We start from the raw sequence: 17,053 nt of genomic DNA on the forward strand, positions 1-17,053 counted from the left end.
GCACCATGCTGCTCGAAGTCCGCGACCTCCACGTGGAGTTCCGTACCCGGGACGGGGTCGCCAAGGCGGTCAACGGCGTCACCTACTCGGTGGCCGAGGGCGAGACCCTCGCCGTGCTCGGCGAGTCCGGCTCCGGCAAGTCCGTCACCGCGCAGGCCGTCATGGGCATCCTGGACATGCCCCCGGGCCGGATCGCGGGCGGCGAGATCCTCTTCAAGGGCCAGGACCTGCTGACCATGAAGGAGGAGGCCCGCCGCAAGATCCGTGGCGCCGAGATGGCGATGATCTTCCAGGACGCGCTGTCCTCGCTGAACCCGGTGCTCAGCGTCGGCGCCCAACTGGGCGAGATGTACGAGGTGCACCGCGGGATGTCCCGCAGGGACGGCCGCGCCAAGGCGGTCGAGCTCATGGACCGGGTCAAGATCCCGGCCGCGAAGCAGCGGGTGGGGGACTACCCGCACCAGTTCTCCGGCGGCATGCGCCAACGCATCATGATCGCGATGGCCATGGCCCTGGAACCCTCGCTGATCATCGCGGACGAGCCGACCACCGCCCTGGACGTCACCGTCCAGGCCCAGGTCATGGACCTGCTCGCGGAGCTCCAGCGCGAGCTCAACATGGGCCTGATCCTGATCACCCACGACCTCGGAGTGGTCGCGGACGTCGCCGACAAGATCGCCGTGATGTACGCGGGCCGGATCGTCGAGGCCGCCCCGGTGCACGAGATCTACCGCAACCCGGCGCACCCCTACACCCGCGGCCTGCTCGACTCCATCCCGCGCCTGGACCAGAAGGGCCAGGAGCTGTACGCCATCAAGGGCCTGCCGCCCAACCTGCTGGCCATCCCGCCCGGCTGCGCCTTCAACCCGCGCTGCCCGATGGCACAGGCCGTCTGCCGGGGCGACGTACCGCCGTTGGCGCAGGTGGCCGAGGACCGCACCAGCGCGTGCTTCTTCTGGAAGGAGTGCCTCGGTGCCTGACGCGATCCTCGAAGTCACCGACCTGGTCAAGCACTACCCGCTGACCCAGGGCATCCTCTTCAGGAAGCAGGTCGGCGCGGTCAAGGCGGTCGACGGCGTGTCCTTCTCCCTGACCCAGGGCGAGACCCTCGGCATCGTCGGCGAGTCCGGCTGCGGCAAGTCCACGGTCGCCAGGATGCTGGTCAATCTGGAACGGCCCACGGCGGGCGCGATCTCCTACAAGGGCGAGGACCTCACGAAGTTGTCGGGGAAGGCCCTCAGGGCCGTCCGCCGCAACATCCAGATGGTCTTCCAGGACCCGTACACCTCGCTGAACCCGCGCATGACGGTCGGCGACATCATCGGCGAGCCGTACGAGATCCACCCCGAGGTGGCCCCCAAGGGCGACCGGCGCCGCAAGGTCCAGGACCTGCTCGACGTGGTCGGGCTGAATCCGGAGTACATCAACCGCTACCCGCACCAGTTCTCCGGCGGCCAGCGCCAGCGCATCGGCATCGCCCGCGGCCTGGCCCTGCGCCCCGAGATCATCGTCGCGGACGAACCGGTCTCCGCGCTGGACGTCTCGGTGCAGGCGCAGGTGGTCAACCTGCTGGAGCGGCTCCAGGACGAGTTCGACCTGTCGTACGTGTTCATCGCGCACGACCTCTCGATCGTCCGGCACATCTCGGACCGGGTGGGCGTGATGTACCTCGGCCGGGTGGTCGAGATCGGCACCGACACCCAGATCTACGACCACCCGACGCACCCGTACACGCAGGCCCTGCTCTCCGCCGTGCCCGTCCCGGACCCGGAGGCGCGCAAGCACCGCGAGCGGATCATCCTCTCCGGGGACGTGCCCTCCCCGGCCGATCCGCCGTCGGGCTGCCCCTTCCGCACCCGTTGCTGGAAGGCGGAGAACCGGTGCGCCCAGGAGGTGCCGCTGCTGGCGGTCCCGCTGGAGCTGCGCGCCGCGGGGGGACCCGCGGCCCATCCGTCGGCGTGTCACTTCGCGTCGGAGAAGCCGTCGACCCGGCCCGAGGCCCGGCCCGCGACACCATCGGAACCAGGGCCTCCGGATCCGCCCGAAGCGTAGTGCGCGACGCGCCGAAGAAGATCGCACGGGGCCGGCAACCGGCTTAACATGGAGGCAACTTGACCGTCTCGGCGACGAGATCCGGGCGGGGGAACCTGATCGCCGTACGGTCCGTGCGGGTGCCGTCAACCGTCCGGCGGGGTGAGAGCCCCGCCGGACGGTCGCGCGTGGTGCCCGTGCTCCTCCGTATGCGCGGTGTGCGCCCCTCGTGCTGCCGGTTCTCGATCGATGCGCTGGTACGGATAGTTATGATCCGTAGCGCACGGTGGGTATGTGTCCGCCGAGCACGCGAATCGATTCGATGTCCGCTCGACGTGGAGGTGAACCGCCGTGGCACTCTCGATCTCGGCCGTGGTGCTACTGGGGATCGTCGTCTTCCTGCTGGTCCGGAAGTCCGGACTGAAGGCGGGGCACGCGGTCGTGTGCGTGTTGCTGGGCTTCTACCTGTCCAGTTCCTCGATCGCTCCCACCCTGAGCCAGCTGACCACGAACGTCGCGGGCATGATCGGTGGCCTCAAGTTGTAGGGGCGCCTCGTAGGCTGACCCCATGAACGGTCTTCCCGCCCGTCGTCTCCTCCTCGTGCACGCGCACCCGGACGACGAGTCGATCAACAACGGCGTCACCATGGCCAAGTACGCGGCCGAGGGCGCCCACGTCGCGCTGGTGACCTGCACGCTGGGCGAGGAGGGCGAGGTCATCCCGCCCGGCCTCGCCCACCTGGCCGCCGACCGGGAGGACGCCCTGGGGGCGCACCGGATCGACGAGCTGGCCGCCGCCATGCGCGAGCTGGGCGTCACCGACCACGGATTCCTGGGCGGCCCCGGCCGGTTCCGGGACTCCGGGATGATGGGCGCCGAGCAGAACGACCGCCCCGGCGCCTTCTGGTCCGCCGACGTGGATGAGGCCGCCGGCTTCCTGGTCGAGGTGATCCGCCGCGTCCGGCCCCAGGTGCTCGTCACCTACGACCCCGACGGCGGCTACGGCCACCCCGACCACATCCAGGCCCACCGGGTCGCCACCCGCGCCGCCGAACTCGCCGCGGACCCGGCGTACGGGGACCACCTCGGCGCGCCCCACGCGATCGGGAAGGTCTACTGGAACCGGGTGCCGCGCTCGGTCGTCGAGGAGGGCTTCGCGCGGCTGCGCGCCGCGGACCGGGCGCCCTTCCCTGGCATCGCCGTGCCCGACGACGTACCCGGCGTGGTCGCCGACGAGCGCGTCACCGCCGAGATCGGCGCCGCGGACGGCGAACCGTACGCGGCGGCCAAGGCGGCCGCGATGCGCGCCCACGCCACCCAGGTCGCCGTCGACGGAGCCGTCTTCGCGCTCTCCAACGACCTCGCCCAGCCGCTGTTCGTGCGGGAGTACTACGAGTTGGTGGCCGGCCGCTCCGGCGCCCCGGCGGGGGAGCGCGAGAGCGACCTCTTCGCGGGCGTCACCGACGCGGCGGGAGCGGGCGCGTGAGCACCACCTGGACCCCGGCCCGGGTCGTCGCGCTGTTCGCCCTGCTGGTGCTCGGCGCGCTGGCCGGCGCGGCGGGCTGGCTCGTCGTCGACCTCTGGTTCCCCGGCGGCCTCGTACTGGCCCTGCTCGCCCTGCTGGGGCTCTTCCTGGCGGGCCGTCTGGTCATCGGCAACGGGATCGGCGTGGGCGTGCCCGTCATCGGCTGGTTCCTCGCCTACGTGTTGTTGGGCGCCCCGCGGCCCGAAGGGGACTTCCTGCTCAGTTCGACCGGAATCGGGATGTATGCCTACCTCCTCGGGGGCATCGTGATCGCTGTGATGTGCGCCACCCTGCGCGGCCCGGTCGAGCAACCGGTTTCGGCCGGGAGGCCCGGCAGGTGACGTGCCGTTGGGTGCTACACCGCGATCTGCGCCCGGGGTTGTGAAAGCGCCCGGCACGCCCCCTTTGCCCCATGCGCCGGTCCCCCCGGGGAATGCCATTGCCCCCGGTGGTCAGTTGCGCGCCGGCGGCGGCCAGTATGGTGGACGGGCCGCCGAGCTGCCCGCGCACGGCACGCGGGCGGCGGAGCCAACCGGGAGATCCTGCCTTGACTCGTGAAACCGACCGTTCGTCCTCCGGGCCCCAGGGCCTCGGTGGAGCCGCCTACCCGTCGGGTACACCGCCGTATGGAACCGGCCAGTACCCGTCCACGGACGCCGCGGGTAACGCCCCGGAGGAGAAGCCTGTGACCTCGAAGCCGTCCACGCCTGCCGCGGACTCCGACGGACCCAAGACCGAGACGACGCTGACGACGCGGATCCGGATCAACATCCCGGGTTCGCGGCCGATCCCGCCCGTGGTCGTCCGCAAGCCGGTCGGCGCCGGCGCCGGTGAGCCGGAGCAGCGCCCGCAGGCGCCCGCGGCCGCGCCCGCCGGTCCGTCCGCCGGTTCCGGTGCGCCCTTCGGCCACGGAGCCGGGGCGCCCGCGCCGTCGCCGCAGGGGCCGCCGCCGGTCCCCGCCGCGCCCGAACCCGGCGCGGAACCGCCGAGCAACTGGTTCGCGCCGCGCAAGGCCGGTCCGGGCGACGCCCCGGAGCCCGGTCAGGGTCCGGCCGCCGGTCAGGGTCCCGGCCCGGCCCAGGGGCCCGGCCAGGGCCGCCCCGGGCTGCCCGCACGGCCCGGCCCGGTGGCCCGTACCAGCGGCCCCGGCGCCGGCTTCCCGCCCGGCGCGCCCGGTGCGCAGGCGCCCGGCGGCTCCGGCGGCCCGTCCCTGGGCGCCGGCTACGGCGCCCAGTACCCGGCGAACCCGCCCGCCCCGCCGGTCGACGGCTTCGGCGGCGGCTACCAGGGCGGCGCGCCCGGCGGCGTCCCGGCCCCGCCCCCGGCGCCCGGCTACGGCACGGGTCCCGCCGCGCCCCCGGCCGGCCCGACCAGCGGTCCCGTCCACGGCACCGTGCCCGTCGGCGGCCCGCCGCGGCTCGACGACGACACGGCCAACTTCGCCGCGCCGCGCTGGCCCGGCCCCGAGCTGAACGGCACCGGTGGCGCGGCCACCAGCGCCTTCCCGGTGGCCGACCCGCCGCCCCCGGCCGGCTTCAACCCGCCGCCCCCGGCCGGTTTCACGCCGCCGCCCCCGGCGCCCGCTGCCGCGGAGCCCCAGGGCAAGAACGGCAAGAAGGGCAAGAAGGGCAAGGCCGCGGCCCGGCCCACCGGGTCCGCCGCCCCGGCGGCTTCCGCCAAGAAGGCCAAGAAGGGCCGCTCCAAGGTGGTCCTGCTCGGCGGCGCCCTCTTCGCCGTGGTCGGCATCGCCTACGGCGCCGGTCTGCTGCTCAACCACTCCGACGTGCCCAAGGGCACCACCGTCTTCGGCGTGGACATCACCGGTACCCGCGACGAGGCGGTGGCCAAGCTCCAGAGCACCTTCGGCCCCCGCAGCAACGCCCCGGTCAAGCTCACCGTCGGCGGCAAGCAGGTCGAGCTGAAGCCCGACAAGGCCGGGCTGACCCTCGACGCCCAGACCACCGTGCGCAACGCCGCCGGCAGCGACTACAACCCCGTCACCGTCATCGGCTCGCTGCTGGGACAGAAGCGGGTGGCCGAGCCGGTCATGCCGGTCGACGAGGAGAAGCTCCAGGTCGCCCTGGAGGAGCTGGCCGGCACCGCGGGGTCCGCCTCCGAGGGCACGATCAAGTTCGAGCCGAACAAGGTCGTGGCGGTCCCGGGCAAGGAGGGCACCTCTCTGGACGTGGACGCCTCCATCACCAAGGTGGTGGCGGCCTACCGCGGCCAGGTCGGCACCGGCAAGGCCGCTCCGGTCGAGCTGCCGACCGCCAAGCGGGCGCCCGTCGTCAACCAGGCGGAGCTGGACCGGGCGATGAAGGAGTTCGCCGAACCCGCGATGTCGGGCAACGTCACCGTCAAGGCGGGCGACAAGTCCGTCCCCTACGGCCCCGCCCGGTCGCTGCCCAAGATCCTGAGCATGACGGTGATCGACGGCAAGCTGGTCGACAAGTACGACCTCGAAGCGATCAAGGAACTGACCGGGACCCAGTTCGACGGGGTCCTGATCGCCCGCGGCAACGGCGAGAAGACCGCCGTCACCCCGCAGGACATCGTCGGCGCCCTGCGCAAGGGACTGCGCGGCAAGACCGCCGCCGAGCGGACCGTCACGATCGACACCAACCCCAGCTGATCGACACCAACCCCAGCTGATCGACACCGACCCCAGCTGATCGCCGCGCCCCGCGGCGGGGACAGCGGGTCGCAGGCCCTGCCCGGAGCTCCGGGCAGGGCCTGCGCCGTTCCCGCCCCGCGCCGCCCCTGACCTGCGCTGTCATGCCTTGTGCATGACATTTGTCAGTCCGGACGCACGACGGCGGACACTGCCGCCGGCGCCCCCGCCCGGGGGAGTCTTTCCCCATGACGACGACCACTGCGAAGACCACCGGGACCACCGTGGTGAGCTTCGAGAACGTGACCAAGAGCTACGGCGCGGTCCGCGCGGTCGACGGCCTCTCGCTGGAGCTGCACCCGGGCGAGACCGTCGCACTGCTGGGCCCGAACGGGGCGGGCAAGTCCTCCACCCTCGACCTCCTCCTGGGCCTGCGCCCGGCGGACACCGGCTCGGTCACGGTCTTCGGCGGCACCCCCGGGCAGGCCATCGCGGCCGGCCGGGTGGGCGCGATGCTCCAGAGCGGCGGCCTGATGGAGGAGGTCACCGTCCGCGAGCTGGTCACCCTCGGCTGCGCGCTGCACCCCCGGGCCCACCCGGTCGATGAGGTGCTGACCCGGGCCGGCATCACCGCGATCGCCGACCGCAAGGTCAACAAGCTCTCCGGCGGCCAGGAACAGCGGGTCCGCTTCGCCCTCGCCACGGCCGGTGCCAACGACCTGATCGTCCTGGACGAGCCGACGACCGGCATGGACGTCACCGCCCGCCAGTCCTTCTGGGCCACCATGCGCGAACAGGCCGACCAGGGACGTACGGTCCTCTTCGCCACGCACTACCTGGAAGAGGCCGACGCGATCGCCGACCGCGTCATCGTCCTGCACCGCGGCCGGATCCTCGCCGACGGCTCCGCCGCCGAGATCAAGGCCAAGGCGGGCGCGCGCAAGGTCTCCTTCGACCTCACCGAGCCCTTCGAGGAGGAGCGGCTGCGCGAGCTGCCGTTCCTGACCCGGCTCGACGTCCACGGCTCGACCGTCAAGCTCCAGTCGCGCGACGCCGACGCCACCGTGCACGCCGTCTACGGCCTGGGCCTCTACCCGCGCAACCTCGAAGTCGCCGGGCTGGGCCTGGAGCAGGCATTCATCGCCCTCACCGAGGCCGAGGAGGCCGCCGCATCATGAAGACCCTCGTCAAGCTCGAAATCACCCGGGCCCTGCGCAACAAGAAGTACCTGTTCTTCACCGTGATCTACCCCGCGGCGCTCTTCCTGATGATCGGCGGGACCCAGAGCGGCACCGTCAAGGTCTACGGCACCGACCTGACGATGGCCGCCTTCTACATGGTGGCGATGGCCTCCTTCGGCGCCCTGACGGCCGTCCTGGTGGGCCAGAGCGAGATGATCGCCAAGGAGCGCGAGAAGGGCTGGGTCCGCCAGCTGCGGCTGACCGCCCTCCCCGGGCACGGCTACGTCCTCGGCAAGATCTCCAGTGCCGCGATCCTCTCGCTGCCCGCGATCGTGGTCGTCTTCCTGGTCGCCGCGATCGTCAAGGGCGTGCGGTTCGACGCCTGGCAGTGGGCCGCGCTCACCGCGGCCATCTGGGCCGGCAGCCTGGTCTTCGCCGCGCTCGGCGTGGCCATCGGCTACCTGGTCAGCGGCGACAGCGCCCGCCCCATCGTGATGATCGTCTACTTCGGCCTGTCCATCCTGGGCGGCCTGTGGATGCCCACCACGGTCTACCCGCAGTGGCTCCAGAACATCACCCAGTGGCTCCCCACCCGCGCCTACGCCGGACTCGGCCAGGCCATCGAACTGGGCGGCGCGCCGCACCTCAAGGACGTGGCGATCCTCGCCGTGTACTTCGTACTCTTCGCGGGCGGTGCCGCCTGGCTCTACCGCAAGGACACACTGAAGGCGTGACCATGACACGCACGAAGACGGGACCGGCCGTCGCTCCACTGGAGAGCGACGGTCTCGACCGCATCGGGCAGCCCCCCGAGAACCGCCGCCAGACGGTCGTGAAGTCCCTCTGGGTCGGCATCTGGCTCTTCTACCTCAGCGCCCCGGTGACCGACCTGGTCAGCGGCGGCCACAGCTGGTACGCGGTGCTGCTCGGCTCCCTGGGCCTGGCCGCCTTCGTCGGCTGGTACCTGACCCTGGTCTTCCGCACGGTCCGACAGTTCGCCCAGCGCCGGGTGTTGATCTCGCTCGCGGTCATGTCCGCGCAGGCGGTCGTCCTGTCCGTGTGCCTGGGCCGGGAGTGGCTGGTCCTCTTCGTCTACGTCTCGGTCTCCTCCGGGGCCGCGCTGCCCGGCCGGCTCTCGCGCTGGGCCGTGCCCGCCGCGACCGTGCTCCTGACGCTGACCTCGCTGGCCGTGCCCGCGGGCCGGGACTTCCTGGCGGGGCTGCTCGTACCCGCCTTCCTGGGCGGCTTCGCGATGGTCGGCATCCGGCAGATGATCGCCACCACCGTCGAACTGCGCCAGGCGCGGGCCACGGTGGCGCAGCTCGCGGCCAACGAGGAGCGCCTGCGGATGGCGCGCGACCTGCACGACCTGCTCGGGCACTCGCTCTCCCTGATCACGCTCAAGAGCGAACTGGCCGGGCGGATGCTCCCGGAGCACCCCGACCGGGCCGCACAGCAGATCGCCGACATCGAGCAGGTCAGCCGGCAGGCGCTGACCGACGTGCGGGAAGCGGTCAGCGGCTACCGGCGGCCCACCCTGCCCGGCGAACTCGCCGGGGCCCGGACCGCGCTGACGGCGGCGGGCGTGGCCGCCGACCTGCCGGCCGCCGAACCCGAGGTGGAACTGCCCGAGGAGGCCGAGTCCGCGCTGGCCTACGCGCTGCGCGAAGCGGTCACCAACGTGGTCCGGCACAGCGGGGCCGCGCGGTGCACCATCAGGCTGACCGTGCGCCAGACGCTGGCCGGACCCGTGATGGAGCTGACGGTCACCGACGACGGCAAGTGCGAACCCGGCGCGCCCGGCAACGGCCTCACCGGCCTGACGGAACGGCTGGTGGCGGCGGGCGGCACGCTGACCGCGGGCCCGGTGTCCACGACCGCCCACCGCGGCTTCCGGCTGGCCGCGCAGGTCCCTCTAGGATCGCCGTCATGACCTCAGCGCCGATCCGCATCCTGCTCGCCGAAGACCAGTCGATGGTGCGCGAGGCGCTCGCGGCACTGCTCGGGCTGGAGCCGGACATCGAGGTCGTCGCCCAAGTCGCCCGCGGGGACCAGGTGCTGGCCGCGGCGAAGGCGCACGACGTGAACGTGGCCCTGCTGGACATCGAGATGCCGGGGCTGACCGGCATCGAGGCGGCGGCGCTGCTGCGGGACGGGGTGCCGGGGCTCAAGATCGTGATCCTGACGACCTTCGGTCGGCCGGGGTACCTGCGCGGGGCCATGGAGGCGGGGGCCTCGGCGTTCCTGGTCAAGGACGCGCCGGCCGCGCAACTGGCCGAAGCGGTACGGAAGGTGCTCGCGGGGGACCGGGTCATCGACCCCACGCTCGCGGCGGCGGCCCTGGCGGAGGGGGCGAACCCGCTGACGGACCGCGAGCGGGAGGTCCTGCGGGCGGCGGAGGACGGGGCGACGAACGCCGAACTGGCGGCCCGGTTGCACCTGTCCCAGGGCACGGTGCGCAACTACCTCTCGACCGCGATCCAGAAACTGGCGGCCCGCAACCGCCAGGAAGCGGTGAGCATCGCCCGCACGAAGGGCTGGCTGTAACCGGAGCCCGGGCGGGGCCGGGTTCTGCTCGGCGGGGTCGGCCTTCGCGGGGCTTCGCCCCACACCCCGCGCCTCAAACGCCGGCGGGGCTGTATTTGGCTCGGCGGGGCTGGACGTGCCTCGGCGGGATCGGCCCTCGCGGGGCCGGATGTGCCTCCGGCGGCGCCTCAAACGCCGGCGGGGCTGGGTTTTGCTAGGCGGGGTCGGCCCCTCGCGGGGCTCCGCCCCACACCCCGCGCCTCAAATGCCGGCGGGGCTGGGTTTTGCTAGGCGGGGTCGGCCTTCGTGGGGCTCCGCCACACACCCCGCGCCTCAAACGCCGGCGGGGCTGTATTTGGCTCGGCGGGGCTGGACGTGCCTCGGCGGGATCGGCCCTCGCGGGGCCGGATGTGCCTCCGGCGGCGCCTCAAACGCCGGCGGGGCTGGGTTTTGCTAGGCGGGGTCGGCCCCTCGCGGGGCTCCGCCCCGCACCCCGCGCCTCAATCGCCGGCGAGGCTGGATCCGTGGAGCCCGATCGGCTGGATCGGCCTCGGTGAAATCGAGTCCGCACGGGGCCTGCTGGCCCCCGGCTCAGCCAAAATCAGCCCCGCCGGCGTTTGAGGCGCCGCCGGAGGCACAGTGGGGCCGGGCAGATTCGGCCCCGCCGGCGTTTGAGGCGCGGGGTGTGGGGCGGAGCCCGCAAAGCGCCGACCCGGTCGAGCGGCGGCCGGCCCCACCCGGGGCCGGATTCAGTTCAGGCGGGCTCGCGCAGCCACCGCTTCGGCTCGGATGCGGGCCGCGGCCTCCTTGTCTATCGCGTCCACGACCACCGCGTACCCCTCCAACTCCACCGCACCCTCCGTGTAGGAGCCCCGCTCCACCAACAGCCGCGCCCGCTCGTACCGCAGCGCCGCCGGATGCGACGGCAGCAGCAGCGCCAGGTCCAGCGCCCACAGCGCCACCCCGGAGTGCTCGGGCCGGGTCGAGGCCCAGACCCGGATGTTGTTCAGGATCCGCAGCACGATGTCCAGCGTGCGGGCCGCCAGCCGAGGCCCCTGCGCCAGCTCCGCCGGCCCGGCCCCCAGCGCGGCCCCGCTCGCGAACGGATCCGCCGTGACGCCCTCCTCGGGATCCCCGAAGCCGACCACGAAGTGCCCCGGCAGGGCCAGCCCGTACACCGGCGCACCGGCCCGCCGGGCCACCTCCAGCCACACCACCGACAACAGGATCGGCAGCCCGCGCCGCCGCCGCAGCACCTCGTGCAACAGCGAGGACGACAGCCGGTCGTAATCGGCCGGGGTCCCGTGGAACGCCATCCGCCCGCCCAGCAGCTCCGTCACCGCCGAAGCCCAGGCCCGCGCCCCGCGCAGCCCGTAGGGCAGCAGCCCGGCCAGCCGGTCCAACTCGATCTGCGCCTCGTCGACGGCCCGCTGGTCCAGCGCGGGGTCCGCCTCGGCGGCCAGGTAGAGGCACAGCAGCGCGAGGTCGGGCCGCTCCGCCCGGGCCTCCGCAGCGAACTCCTCGCGGAACCCCATCACGCCGCCCGGAAGTGGTGGTAGGAGTGGTGCACCGCGAAGCCGAGGCGGTCGTACAGCGCGAGCGCCCCGGCGTTGTCGTCCTCCACCTGGAGCCACGCGGCCGACGCGCCCTCGTCCAGCGCGCGCCGGGCCAGCGCCGTCATCACGGCGGTGGCCAGCCCCTCCCGCCGGTGCGCGGGATCGACCTCCACCGCCGCGAAGGAGGCCCAGCGGCCGTCCACCACGCACCGCCCGATCGCGCGGCCCGCGACCTTCGCGAACCACACCGAGGGCCCCGCCGACAGCACCTGCCGCGCGACCGGCGCGAGGGCGCCCGTACGCCCGTACCGGCCCAGCCACTCCTCGTCGCACGCGCGGGTCAACTCCACGCCGGAGACGTCCGCGTCCAGGTCGCCGATCGGCGCGAGCGCGGCGATCCGCACCTGCGTCGTGACCTCGCGGACCCAGCCCAGCCGTTCCAGGTCCGCGCAGAGCAGCTCCTGGGTGCCGAGGGCGCCCGTCGCGGCCTGGACGTAGGCGGGAAGTCCGCGCCGCGCGTACCAGGCCGTCACCCGCGCGAGTGCTTCCTCGACCGGCATTCCCGGGTCGCCCAGCGGGAGAACCGAGTTGGCCCGCCGGGTGAACCCGGCGGCCGCCCGCAGCGTCCACCCGCCCAGGGCCTCGCTCTCCAGCGGCTGCCAGGCCCGCGCGGCGGAGCGGGACAGCTCCTCGTACGTGGCCGAAGGACCCTTGCGGCGGGCCGGGGCGGGAGGCACGACCTTGCCCGCGACCAGCAAGGATTCCGCGATGCGGACGCTCTTGCCGTTCTTTTGTGTGATCAGCAGCACACCACCGGTCCACGATGTGAGCACCCCCAGGGTGTCCGTGAACGTGACAGACCGGCCCGATGCGGTCTCCACCCGTCGTACAGAGACCCGTTTGCCCACGTCAGCCTGGGTGATACGGATTTCCATCAGTGCGCCGGCAGTGATTTCCACAGCTGTCTCCGCCCCTCCTGTTCGGATCGTGCCCGGGAACGGAGATACTAGATGCGGGCATCGACGACGCCGCGCTCCCGCGCGATATGGGAAGCCCTACCGAGGAGGAACGAGAGCGTGACCTACGTCATCGCGGAGCCTTGTGTCGACGTCAAGGACAAGGCATGCATCGAAGAGTGCCCCGTCGACTGCATCTACGAGGGCCAGCGGTCCTTGTACATCCACCCGGACGAATGCGTCGACTGTGGTGCGTGTGAGCCGGTCTGCCCGGTCGAGGCCATCTTCTACGAGGACGACACTCCGGAAGAGTGGAAGGACTACTACAAGGCGAACGTCGAGTTCTTCGACGAGCTCGGCTCGCCCGGTGGTGCCTCCAAGCTCGGCCTGATCGAGCGCGACCACTCCTTCATCGCCGCGCTGCCGCCCATGAACGGCGAGCACTGACCGTCTTAGGCGGGCGCGTCCCTCGGTCCCGTACGGCGAACGCGCCGCACGGGACCGAGGTGTTTTCCGAATCCGGTGCGCAGGGCGCGCCCGTGCACGCACCGGTACGCAGAGCACGCAGAGAGAGAGCAGAGACCACCGTGGCCGCAGTATCCGCTCGCCTTCCCGCTTTCCCCTGGGACAAGCTGGAGCCGTACAAGGCAACCGCCTCCGCGCACGCGGACGGCATCGTCGACCTGTCCGTCGGTACCCCCGTGGACCCGGTGCCGGACCTGGTCCAGCGCGCCCTGGTGGCGGCCGCCGACTCCCCGGGCTACCCGACCGTGTGGGGCACCGCCGCGTACCGCGACGCGATCACGGACTGGGTGCGGGGCCGCCTCGGCGCGAGCAACGCCGGGCACCGCAACGTGCTGCCGGTGGTCGGCTCCAAGGAGCTGGTGGCCTGGCTGCCGACCCAGCTGGGCCTGGGCGCGGGCGACAAGGTCGCCTACCCGCGGCTCGCGTACCCGACGTACGAGGTCGGCGCGCTGCTGTGCGGCGCCGAGCCGGTGGTCTACGACGACCCGACCGCGCTCGACCCGACCGGGCTGAAGCTGCTGTGGCTGAACTCGCCGTCCAACCCGACCGGGAAGGTCCTCGCCAAGGAGGAGCTGATCCGGATCGTGGCCTGGGCCCGCGAGCACGGGATCCTGGTCTTCAGCGACGAGTGCTACCTGGAGTTGGGCTGGGACGTCGAGCCCGTCTCCGTACTGGACGACGAGGTGAGCGGCGGCTCCTACGACGGCCTGGTGGCCGTCCACTCCCTCTCCAAGCGCTCCAACCTGGCCGGCTACCGGGCGGCCTTCATCGCCGGTGACGCCGCCGTCCTCGCCGAGCTGCTGGAGATCCGCAAGCACGGCGGGATGATGACGCCGACCCCGGTGCAGGCCGCGGCCGCGGCGGCGCTGGGCGACGACGCGCACGTGCGGGAGCAGCGCGAGCGCTACGCGGCCCGCCGCGAGGCGCTGCGCGCGGCCCTGGAGGGGCACGGCTTCCGGATCGAGCACAGCGAGGCCAGCCTCTACCTGTGGGCGACCCGCGACGAGCCCTGCTGGGAGACGGTCGCCTACCTCGCCGGACTCGGCGTGCTGGTCTGCCCCGGCGACTTCTACGGCGAGGCGGGCGCGAACTTCGTGCGCGTCGCGTTGACGGCGACGGACGAGCGGGTGGCGGCGGCGGTCAAGCGCCTCGGCTGAGGCCGCTGCCGGCGACCACTGCGGTCGGTACGGCCCGAAGGGGCCGGGAGTTCGTGCTCCCGGCCCCTTCGGCGTTCCCGCGTCCCGCGTACGGGCGTCAGCCGCCGAGCGGCAGACCACCCAGCGGAAGGCCGCCCAGCGGCAGCGACTGGACGGGGGCGAGGGCGGCCGCCCCGGGCAGCCCGTCGGTCGGCAGGGCGGGGACGGGCGCCGGCAGCGGCGCGGCGGGCGCGTCGGCGGCGGGTGCGGCGGGCGCGGGCGCGGCGGCCGGGGCGGCGTCGGTGGGCAGGCCGCCCATCAGCTTGCCGGTGACCGCGTCCGTCGGCAGGCCGCTCTTGCCGGCGACGCCGTCCACGGCGTGCCCGAGGCCCGCCGAGTCCGGGGCGGTCAGCGAACCCAGCTGGGGTGCGGACTCCAGGCCCACGGCGCTCGCCGAGCCGGCCGCGCCGACCACGGGCGCCGCTCCGGCTGCGAGCAGCAGTGCGGCACGGGCGATCCGGCGGGTCAGGGGGAGGGACATGGTGCTCCTAAGCGTCGTCGTGCGGGCTGAGTACGCCGTGCACAACTCCCTCGGGGGCGCCCTGAGTTGCGGAGCGGGTGGGTAAAGGCTTGGCAACGCGTCGTTTTATCGGCTTCGGTGACAAGCCCATCGGATGTGCGATGAGCTGGCCTTCTGCCCCCCGCGCGCACCGGCGTGCGCCGCTGCGTACCGGCCCCGTGCGGGTGACGTCCCGCACGGCTGACCGGGTGCGCGGATCGGCCGGTGAGGGCCCGGCCGGTGGCCGGTTCGCGCCGTCGGCGGGTCAGTGTTTCAGCGGGTCAGCGGGGCGACGAAGATCCGCACGTCGTCCGGGCCCGCGTTGCGCGGGTCGCCGTCACCGGACTTGCCCGGCGGCTTGTCGATCCACCGCCCCTTGTTCTTGCCCGCGATCCACGCCTTGGAGCCGTACGAGACCCGCTGGACGCCGAGTTCGGCGGCGTGCGCCACCGTCCAGTTCGCGAGCTCCCAGCCGCGCCGCTGGTCGGCCGGACCCTGGTAGTCCTTCCCCGAGACGGACATGGTGACCTCGGAGTCGTCGGTGGGCACCCGCTGCGCGGCGACCCGGGAGGCGGGCGGGCCCGCCTTCGGTGCCAGCGCGTCCCCGAACACCTTCACCAGCTCCGCCTTGACCCGCGTCGCGTCCCCCGTGTTCTGCGGGAGCGGCCCGGAGCAGCTCAGGGCCCCCGGGGCGCGTCCGGTGAAGGCCGCCGCGAGCAGGGCGGCGTCCGGCTCGTGCTTCGCGTACGCGTCCGGGAAGCCGCTGCGCTGCACCTTCTGCGCGGCCACCGTGAGCGGGAGGTCCGCGTAGTCGGGCACGTCCTCCTTGAGGCGGTCGTAGAAGATCCCGGCCGAATAGACCGGGTCCATGATCTGCGCCGGGGTGCCCCACCCCTGTGAGGGCCGCTGCTGGAAGAGGCCCAGCGAATCCCGGTCCCCGTGGTCGAGGTTGCGCAGCGCGGACTCCTGCATGGCCGTGGCCATCGCGATCGTCACCGCCCGCTCCGGCATCTTCCTGGCCGAGCCGACCGCCGCGATCGTCGCCGCGTACCGGGCCTGTTCGAGGTTCATGGAGTACGAACCGCCCGCCTCCCCGCCGCCCGGCCCGGCGGCCACCACGGTGCAGTGCGGGGCGCCGTCGCCGCCCGTCGACTCGTTCTGGACGAGGTAGTAACCGGCGAGCCCGAGCAGCACGAGCAGCGCCGCGGCCAGCCTGTACGGGCGGCGGCGGCGCGGTCGGGGAGCCATCTGATGAGTCTCGGACACGCGGCCCACCGTACTTGAGCCGTTCGACTCGTCCATCGGCCGGACGGTCCGGCCTTCCGGTCGAGGTGGGGCATTAGGGTCGGAGCCATGTCCGAATCCGAGCTGGACCTCACCCTGGACGCTGCCGAGCTGACCGCCCGGCTCGTCGACATCCCTTCCGTGAGCGGCGACGAGAAGGTCCTCGCGGACCTCGTGGAGCTGGCCCTGCGCCGCCTGCCGCACCTCACCGTCGACCGCTTCGGCAACAACGTCGTGGCCCGCACGCACCTCGACCGCGCGGAGCGCGTCGTGCTCGCCGGGCACCTCGACACCGTGCCGATCGCCGACAACGTCCCCTCCCGGCTGGACGAGGACGGCGTCCTGTGGGGCTGCGGCACGACCGACATGAAGTCCGGGGTCGCCGTCCAACTGCGGATCGCGGCCACCGTGCCCGAGCCGAACCGGGACCTCACCTTCGTCTTCTACGACCAGGAGGAGGTCGCCGCCCACCTCAACGGCCTGGGCAAGGTCGCCGAGGCCCACCCGGACTGGCTGACCGGCGACTTCGCGGTCCTCCTGGAGCCCTCCGACGCTGAGGTCGAGGGCGGCTGCCAGGGCACCCTGCGGGTGATCCTGCACACGGCCGGCGAGCGCGCCCACTCCGCGCGCAGTTGGATGGGGTCCAACGCGATCCACGCGGCCGGACCGATCCTCGCGAAGCTGGCCGCGTACGAGCCGCGCCGCCCGGTCATCGACGGCCTGGAGTTCCACGAGGGCCTCAACGCCGTACGGATCGAAGGCGGCGTCGCCAACAACGTGATCCCCGACGCGTGCAGGGTGACGGTCAACTTCCGCTACGCCCCCGACCGCAGCGAGGCCGAGGCGCTCGCGCACGTCCGCGAGGTCTTCGCCGACTGCGAGATCGCGGAGTTCGTGGTGGACGACAGCTCCGGCGGGGCGCTGCCCGGCCTGTCGCATCCGGCGGCGGCCGCGTTCATGGCGGCGGTCGGCGGCCGGGCCATGCCGAAGTTCGGTTGGACGGACGTGTCGCGCTTCAGCGCGCTGGGCGTCCCGGCCGTGAACTACGGCCCGGGGGACGCGCTGCTGGCCCACAAGGTCGACGAACGGGTCCGGACGAAGGCGATCCTGCACTGCGAGGAGCGACTCCGCGCCTGGCTGACCTCCTGAATTCCGCTTCTCGT

General features: G+C 73.0%; 17 protein-coding genes. 13 read left to right on the forward strand and 4 right to left on the reverse strand.

Features of this window, described 5'->3' with window-relative positions:
* Positions 1–5: 5 nt before the first annotated feature.
* The 10 genes from ACIQWR_RS01360 (at position 6) to ACIQWR_RS01405 (ending at position 9,895) form a co-directional block, all read left to right on the forward strand.
* Positions 6–980, forward strand: coding sequence for an ABC transporter ATP-binding protein (locus ACIQWR_RS01360; RefSeq protein WP_404004070.1), 975 nt, complete (start codon positions 6–8; stop codon positions 978–980).
* Positions 973–2,052, forward strand: a complete 1,080-nt coding sequence (locus ACIQWR_RS01365; protein WP_404004072.1) for an ABC transporter ATP-binding protein — start codon at positions 973–975, stop codon at positions 2,050–2,052. Before ACIQWR_RS01360 ends, ACIQWR_RS01365 begins: the two co-directional genes overlap by 8 nt.
* A gap of 330 nt (positions 2,053–2,382) precedes the next feature.
* Entirely contained in the window at positions 2,383–2,577 is a 195-nt protein-coding gene (locus ACIQWR_RS01370) for a hypothetical protein (RefSeq protein WP_283459796.1), read from the forward strand.
* Between the two features lie 22 nt (positions 2,578–2,599).
* Positions 2,600–3,517 carry an N-acetyl-1-D-myo-inositol-2-amino-2-deoxy-alpha-D-glucopyranoside deacetylase gene (gene mshB, locus ACIQWR_RS01375; RefSeq protein WP_404004075.1) on the forward strand — a complete coding sequence of 306 codons (918 nt, stop codon included), beginning with the start codon at positions 2,600–2,602 and terminating at the stop codon, positions 3,515–3,517.
* Positions 3,514–3,897, forward strand: coding sequence for a DUF6113 family protein (locus tag ACIQWR_RS01380; RefSeq protein WP_404004077.1), 384 nt, complete (start codon positions 3,514–3,516; stop codon positions 3,895–3,897). The genes mshB and ACIQWR_RS01380 overlap by 4 nt, the downstream gene beginning before the upstream one ends.
* A gap of 344 nt (positions 3,898–4,241) precedes the next feature.
* Positions 4,242–6,188 (forward strand): peptidoglycan binding domain-containing protein, encoded by a 1,947-nt coding sequence (locus tag ACIQWR_RS01385; RefSeq protein WP_404004079.1) that lies wholly within the window; start codon positions 4,242–4,244, stop codon positions 6,186–6,188.
* A 227-nt stretch (positions 6,189–6,415) separates the two neighbouring features.
* Positions 6,416–7,345 (forward strand): ABC transporter ATP-binding protein, encoded by a 930-nt coding sequence (locus ACIQWR_RS01390; protein ID WP_404004081.1) that lies wholly within the window; start codon positions 6,416–6,418, stop codon positions 7,343–7,345.
* Positions 7,342–8,082, forward strand: a complete 741-nt coding sequence (locus ACIQWR_RS01395; protein ID WP_404004083.1) for an ABC transporter permease — start codon at positions 7,342–7,344, stop codon at positions 8,080–8,082. The genes ACIQWR_RS01390 and ACIQWR_RS01395 overlap by 4 nt, the downstream gene beginning before the upstream one ends.
* Before the next feature lie 2 nt (positions 8,083–8,084).
* Positions 8,085–9,281 carry a sensor histidine kinase gene (locus tag ACIQWR_RS01400; RefSeq protein WP_404005013.1) on the forward strand — a complete coding sequence of 399 codons (1,197 nt, stop codon included), beginning with the start codon at positions 8,085–8,087 and terminating at the stop codon, positions 9,279–9,281.
* Positions 9,278–9,895 carry a response regulator transcription factor gene (locus ACIQWR_RS01405; protein WP_404004085.1) on the forward strand — a complete coding sequence of 206 codons (618 nt, stop codon included), beginning with the start codon at positions 9,278–9,280 and terminating at the stop codon, positions 9,893–9,895. Before ACIQWR_RS01400 ends, ACIQWR_RS01405 begins: the two co-directional genes overlap by 4 nt.
* Positions 9,896–10,623: 728 nt before the next feature.
* Here ACIQWR_RS01405 and ACIQWR_RS01410 read toward each other — a convergent pair.
* Together ACIQWR_RS01410 and ACIQWR_RS01415 are read right to left on the reverse strand one after the other, a co-directional pair.
* Positions 10,624–11,409, reverse strand: coding sequence for a transglutaminase-like domain-containing protein (locus ACIQWR_RS01410; protein ID WP_404004087.1), 786 nt, complete (start codon positions 11,407–11,409; stop codon positions 10,624–10,626).
* On the reverse strand, positions 11,409–12,389 hold the full coding sequence (locus tag ACIQWR_RS01415; protein WP_404004089.1) for a GNAT family N-acetyltransferase: 981 nt from the start codon (positions 12,387–12,389) through the stop codon (positions 11,409–11,411). Before ACIQWR_RS01415 ends, ACIQWR_RS01410 begins: the two co-directional genes overlap by 1 nt.
* A gap of 117 nt (positions 12,390–12,506) precedes the next feature.
* Here ACIQWR_RS01415 and fdxA point away from each other — a divergent pair, with 117 nt between their 5' ends.
* Both fdxA and dapC read left to right on the forward strand, forming a co-directional pair.
* On the forward strand, positions 12,507–12,833 hold the full coding sequence (gene fdxA, locus ACIQWR_RS01420; protein ID WP_283459813.1) for a ferredoxin: 327 nt from the start codon (positions 12,507–12,509) through the stop codon (positions 12,831–12,833).
* Positions 12,834–12,973: 140 nt separating this feature from the next.
* On the forward strand, positions 12,974–14,068 hold the full coding sequence (dapC, locus tag ACIQWR_RS01425; RefSeq protein WP_404004092.1) for a succinyldiaminopimelate transaminase: 1,095 nt from the start codon (positions 12,974–12,976) through the stop codon (positions 14,066–14,068).
* A 97-nt stretch (positions 14,069–14,165) separates the two neighbouring features.
* Here dapC and ACIQWR_RS01430 read toward each other — a convergent pair whose 3' ends face one another.
* Both ACIQWR_RS01430 and ACIQWR_RS01435 read right to left on the reverse strand, forming a co-directional pair.
* Positions 14,166–14,588 (reverse strand): ATP-binding protein, encoded by a 423-nt coding sequence (locus ACIQWR_RS01430; RefSeq protein ID WP_404004094.1) that lies wholly within the window; start codon positions 14,586–14,588, stop codon positions 14,166–14,168.
* A 291-nt stretch (positions 14,589–14,879) separates the two neighbouring features.
* The gene (locus ACIQWR_RS01435; RefSeq protein ID WP_404005014.1) at positions 14,880–15,881 is read right to left on the reverse strand and encodes a hypothetical protein; all 1,002 of its coding nucleotides are present in this window, start codon (positions 15,879–15,881) and stop codon (positions 14,880–14,882) included.
* Positions 15,882–15,959: 78 nt separating this feature from the next.
* Here ACIQWR_RS01435 and dapE point away from each other — a divergent pair, with 78 nt between their 5' ends.
* On the forward strand, positions 15,960–17,039 hold the full coding sequence (gene dapE / locus ACIQWR_RS01440) for a succinyl-diaminopimelate desuccinylase (RefSeq protein ID WP_404004096.1): 1,080 nt from the start codon (positions 15,960–15,962) through the stop codon (positions 17,037–17,039).
* Positions 17,040–17,053 lie beyond the last annotated feature (14 nt).

It is taken from the genome of Streptomyces sp. NPDC098789, from assembly GCF_044759975.1.
Classification (GTDB): domain Bacteria; phylum Actinomycetota; class Actinomycetes; order Streptomycetales; family Streptomycetaceae; genus Streptomyces.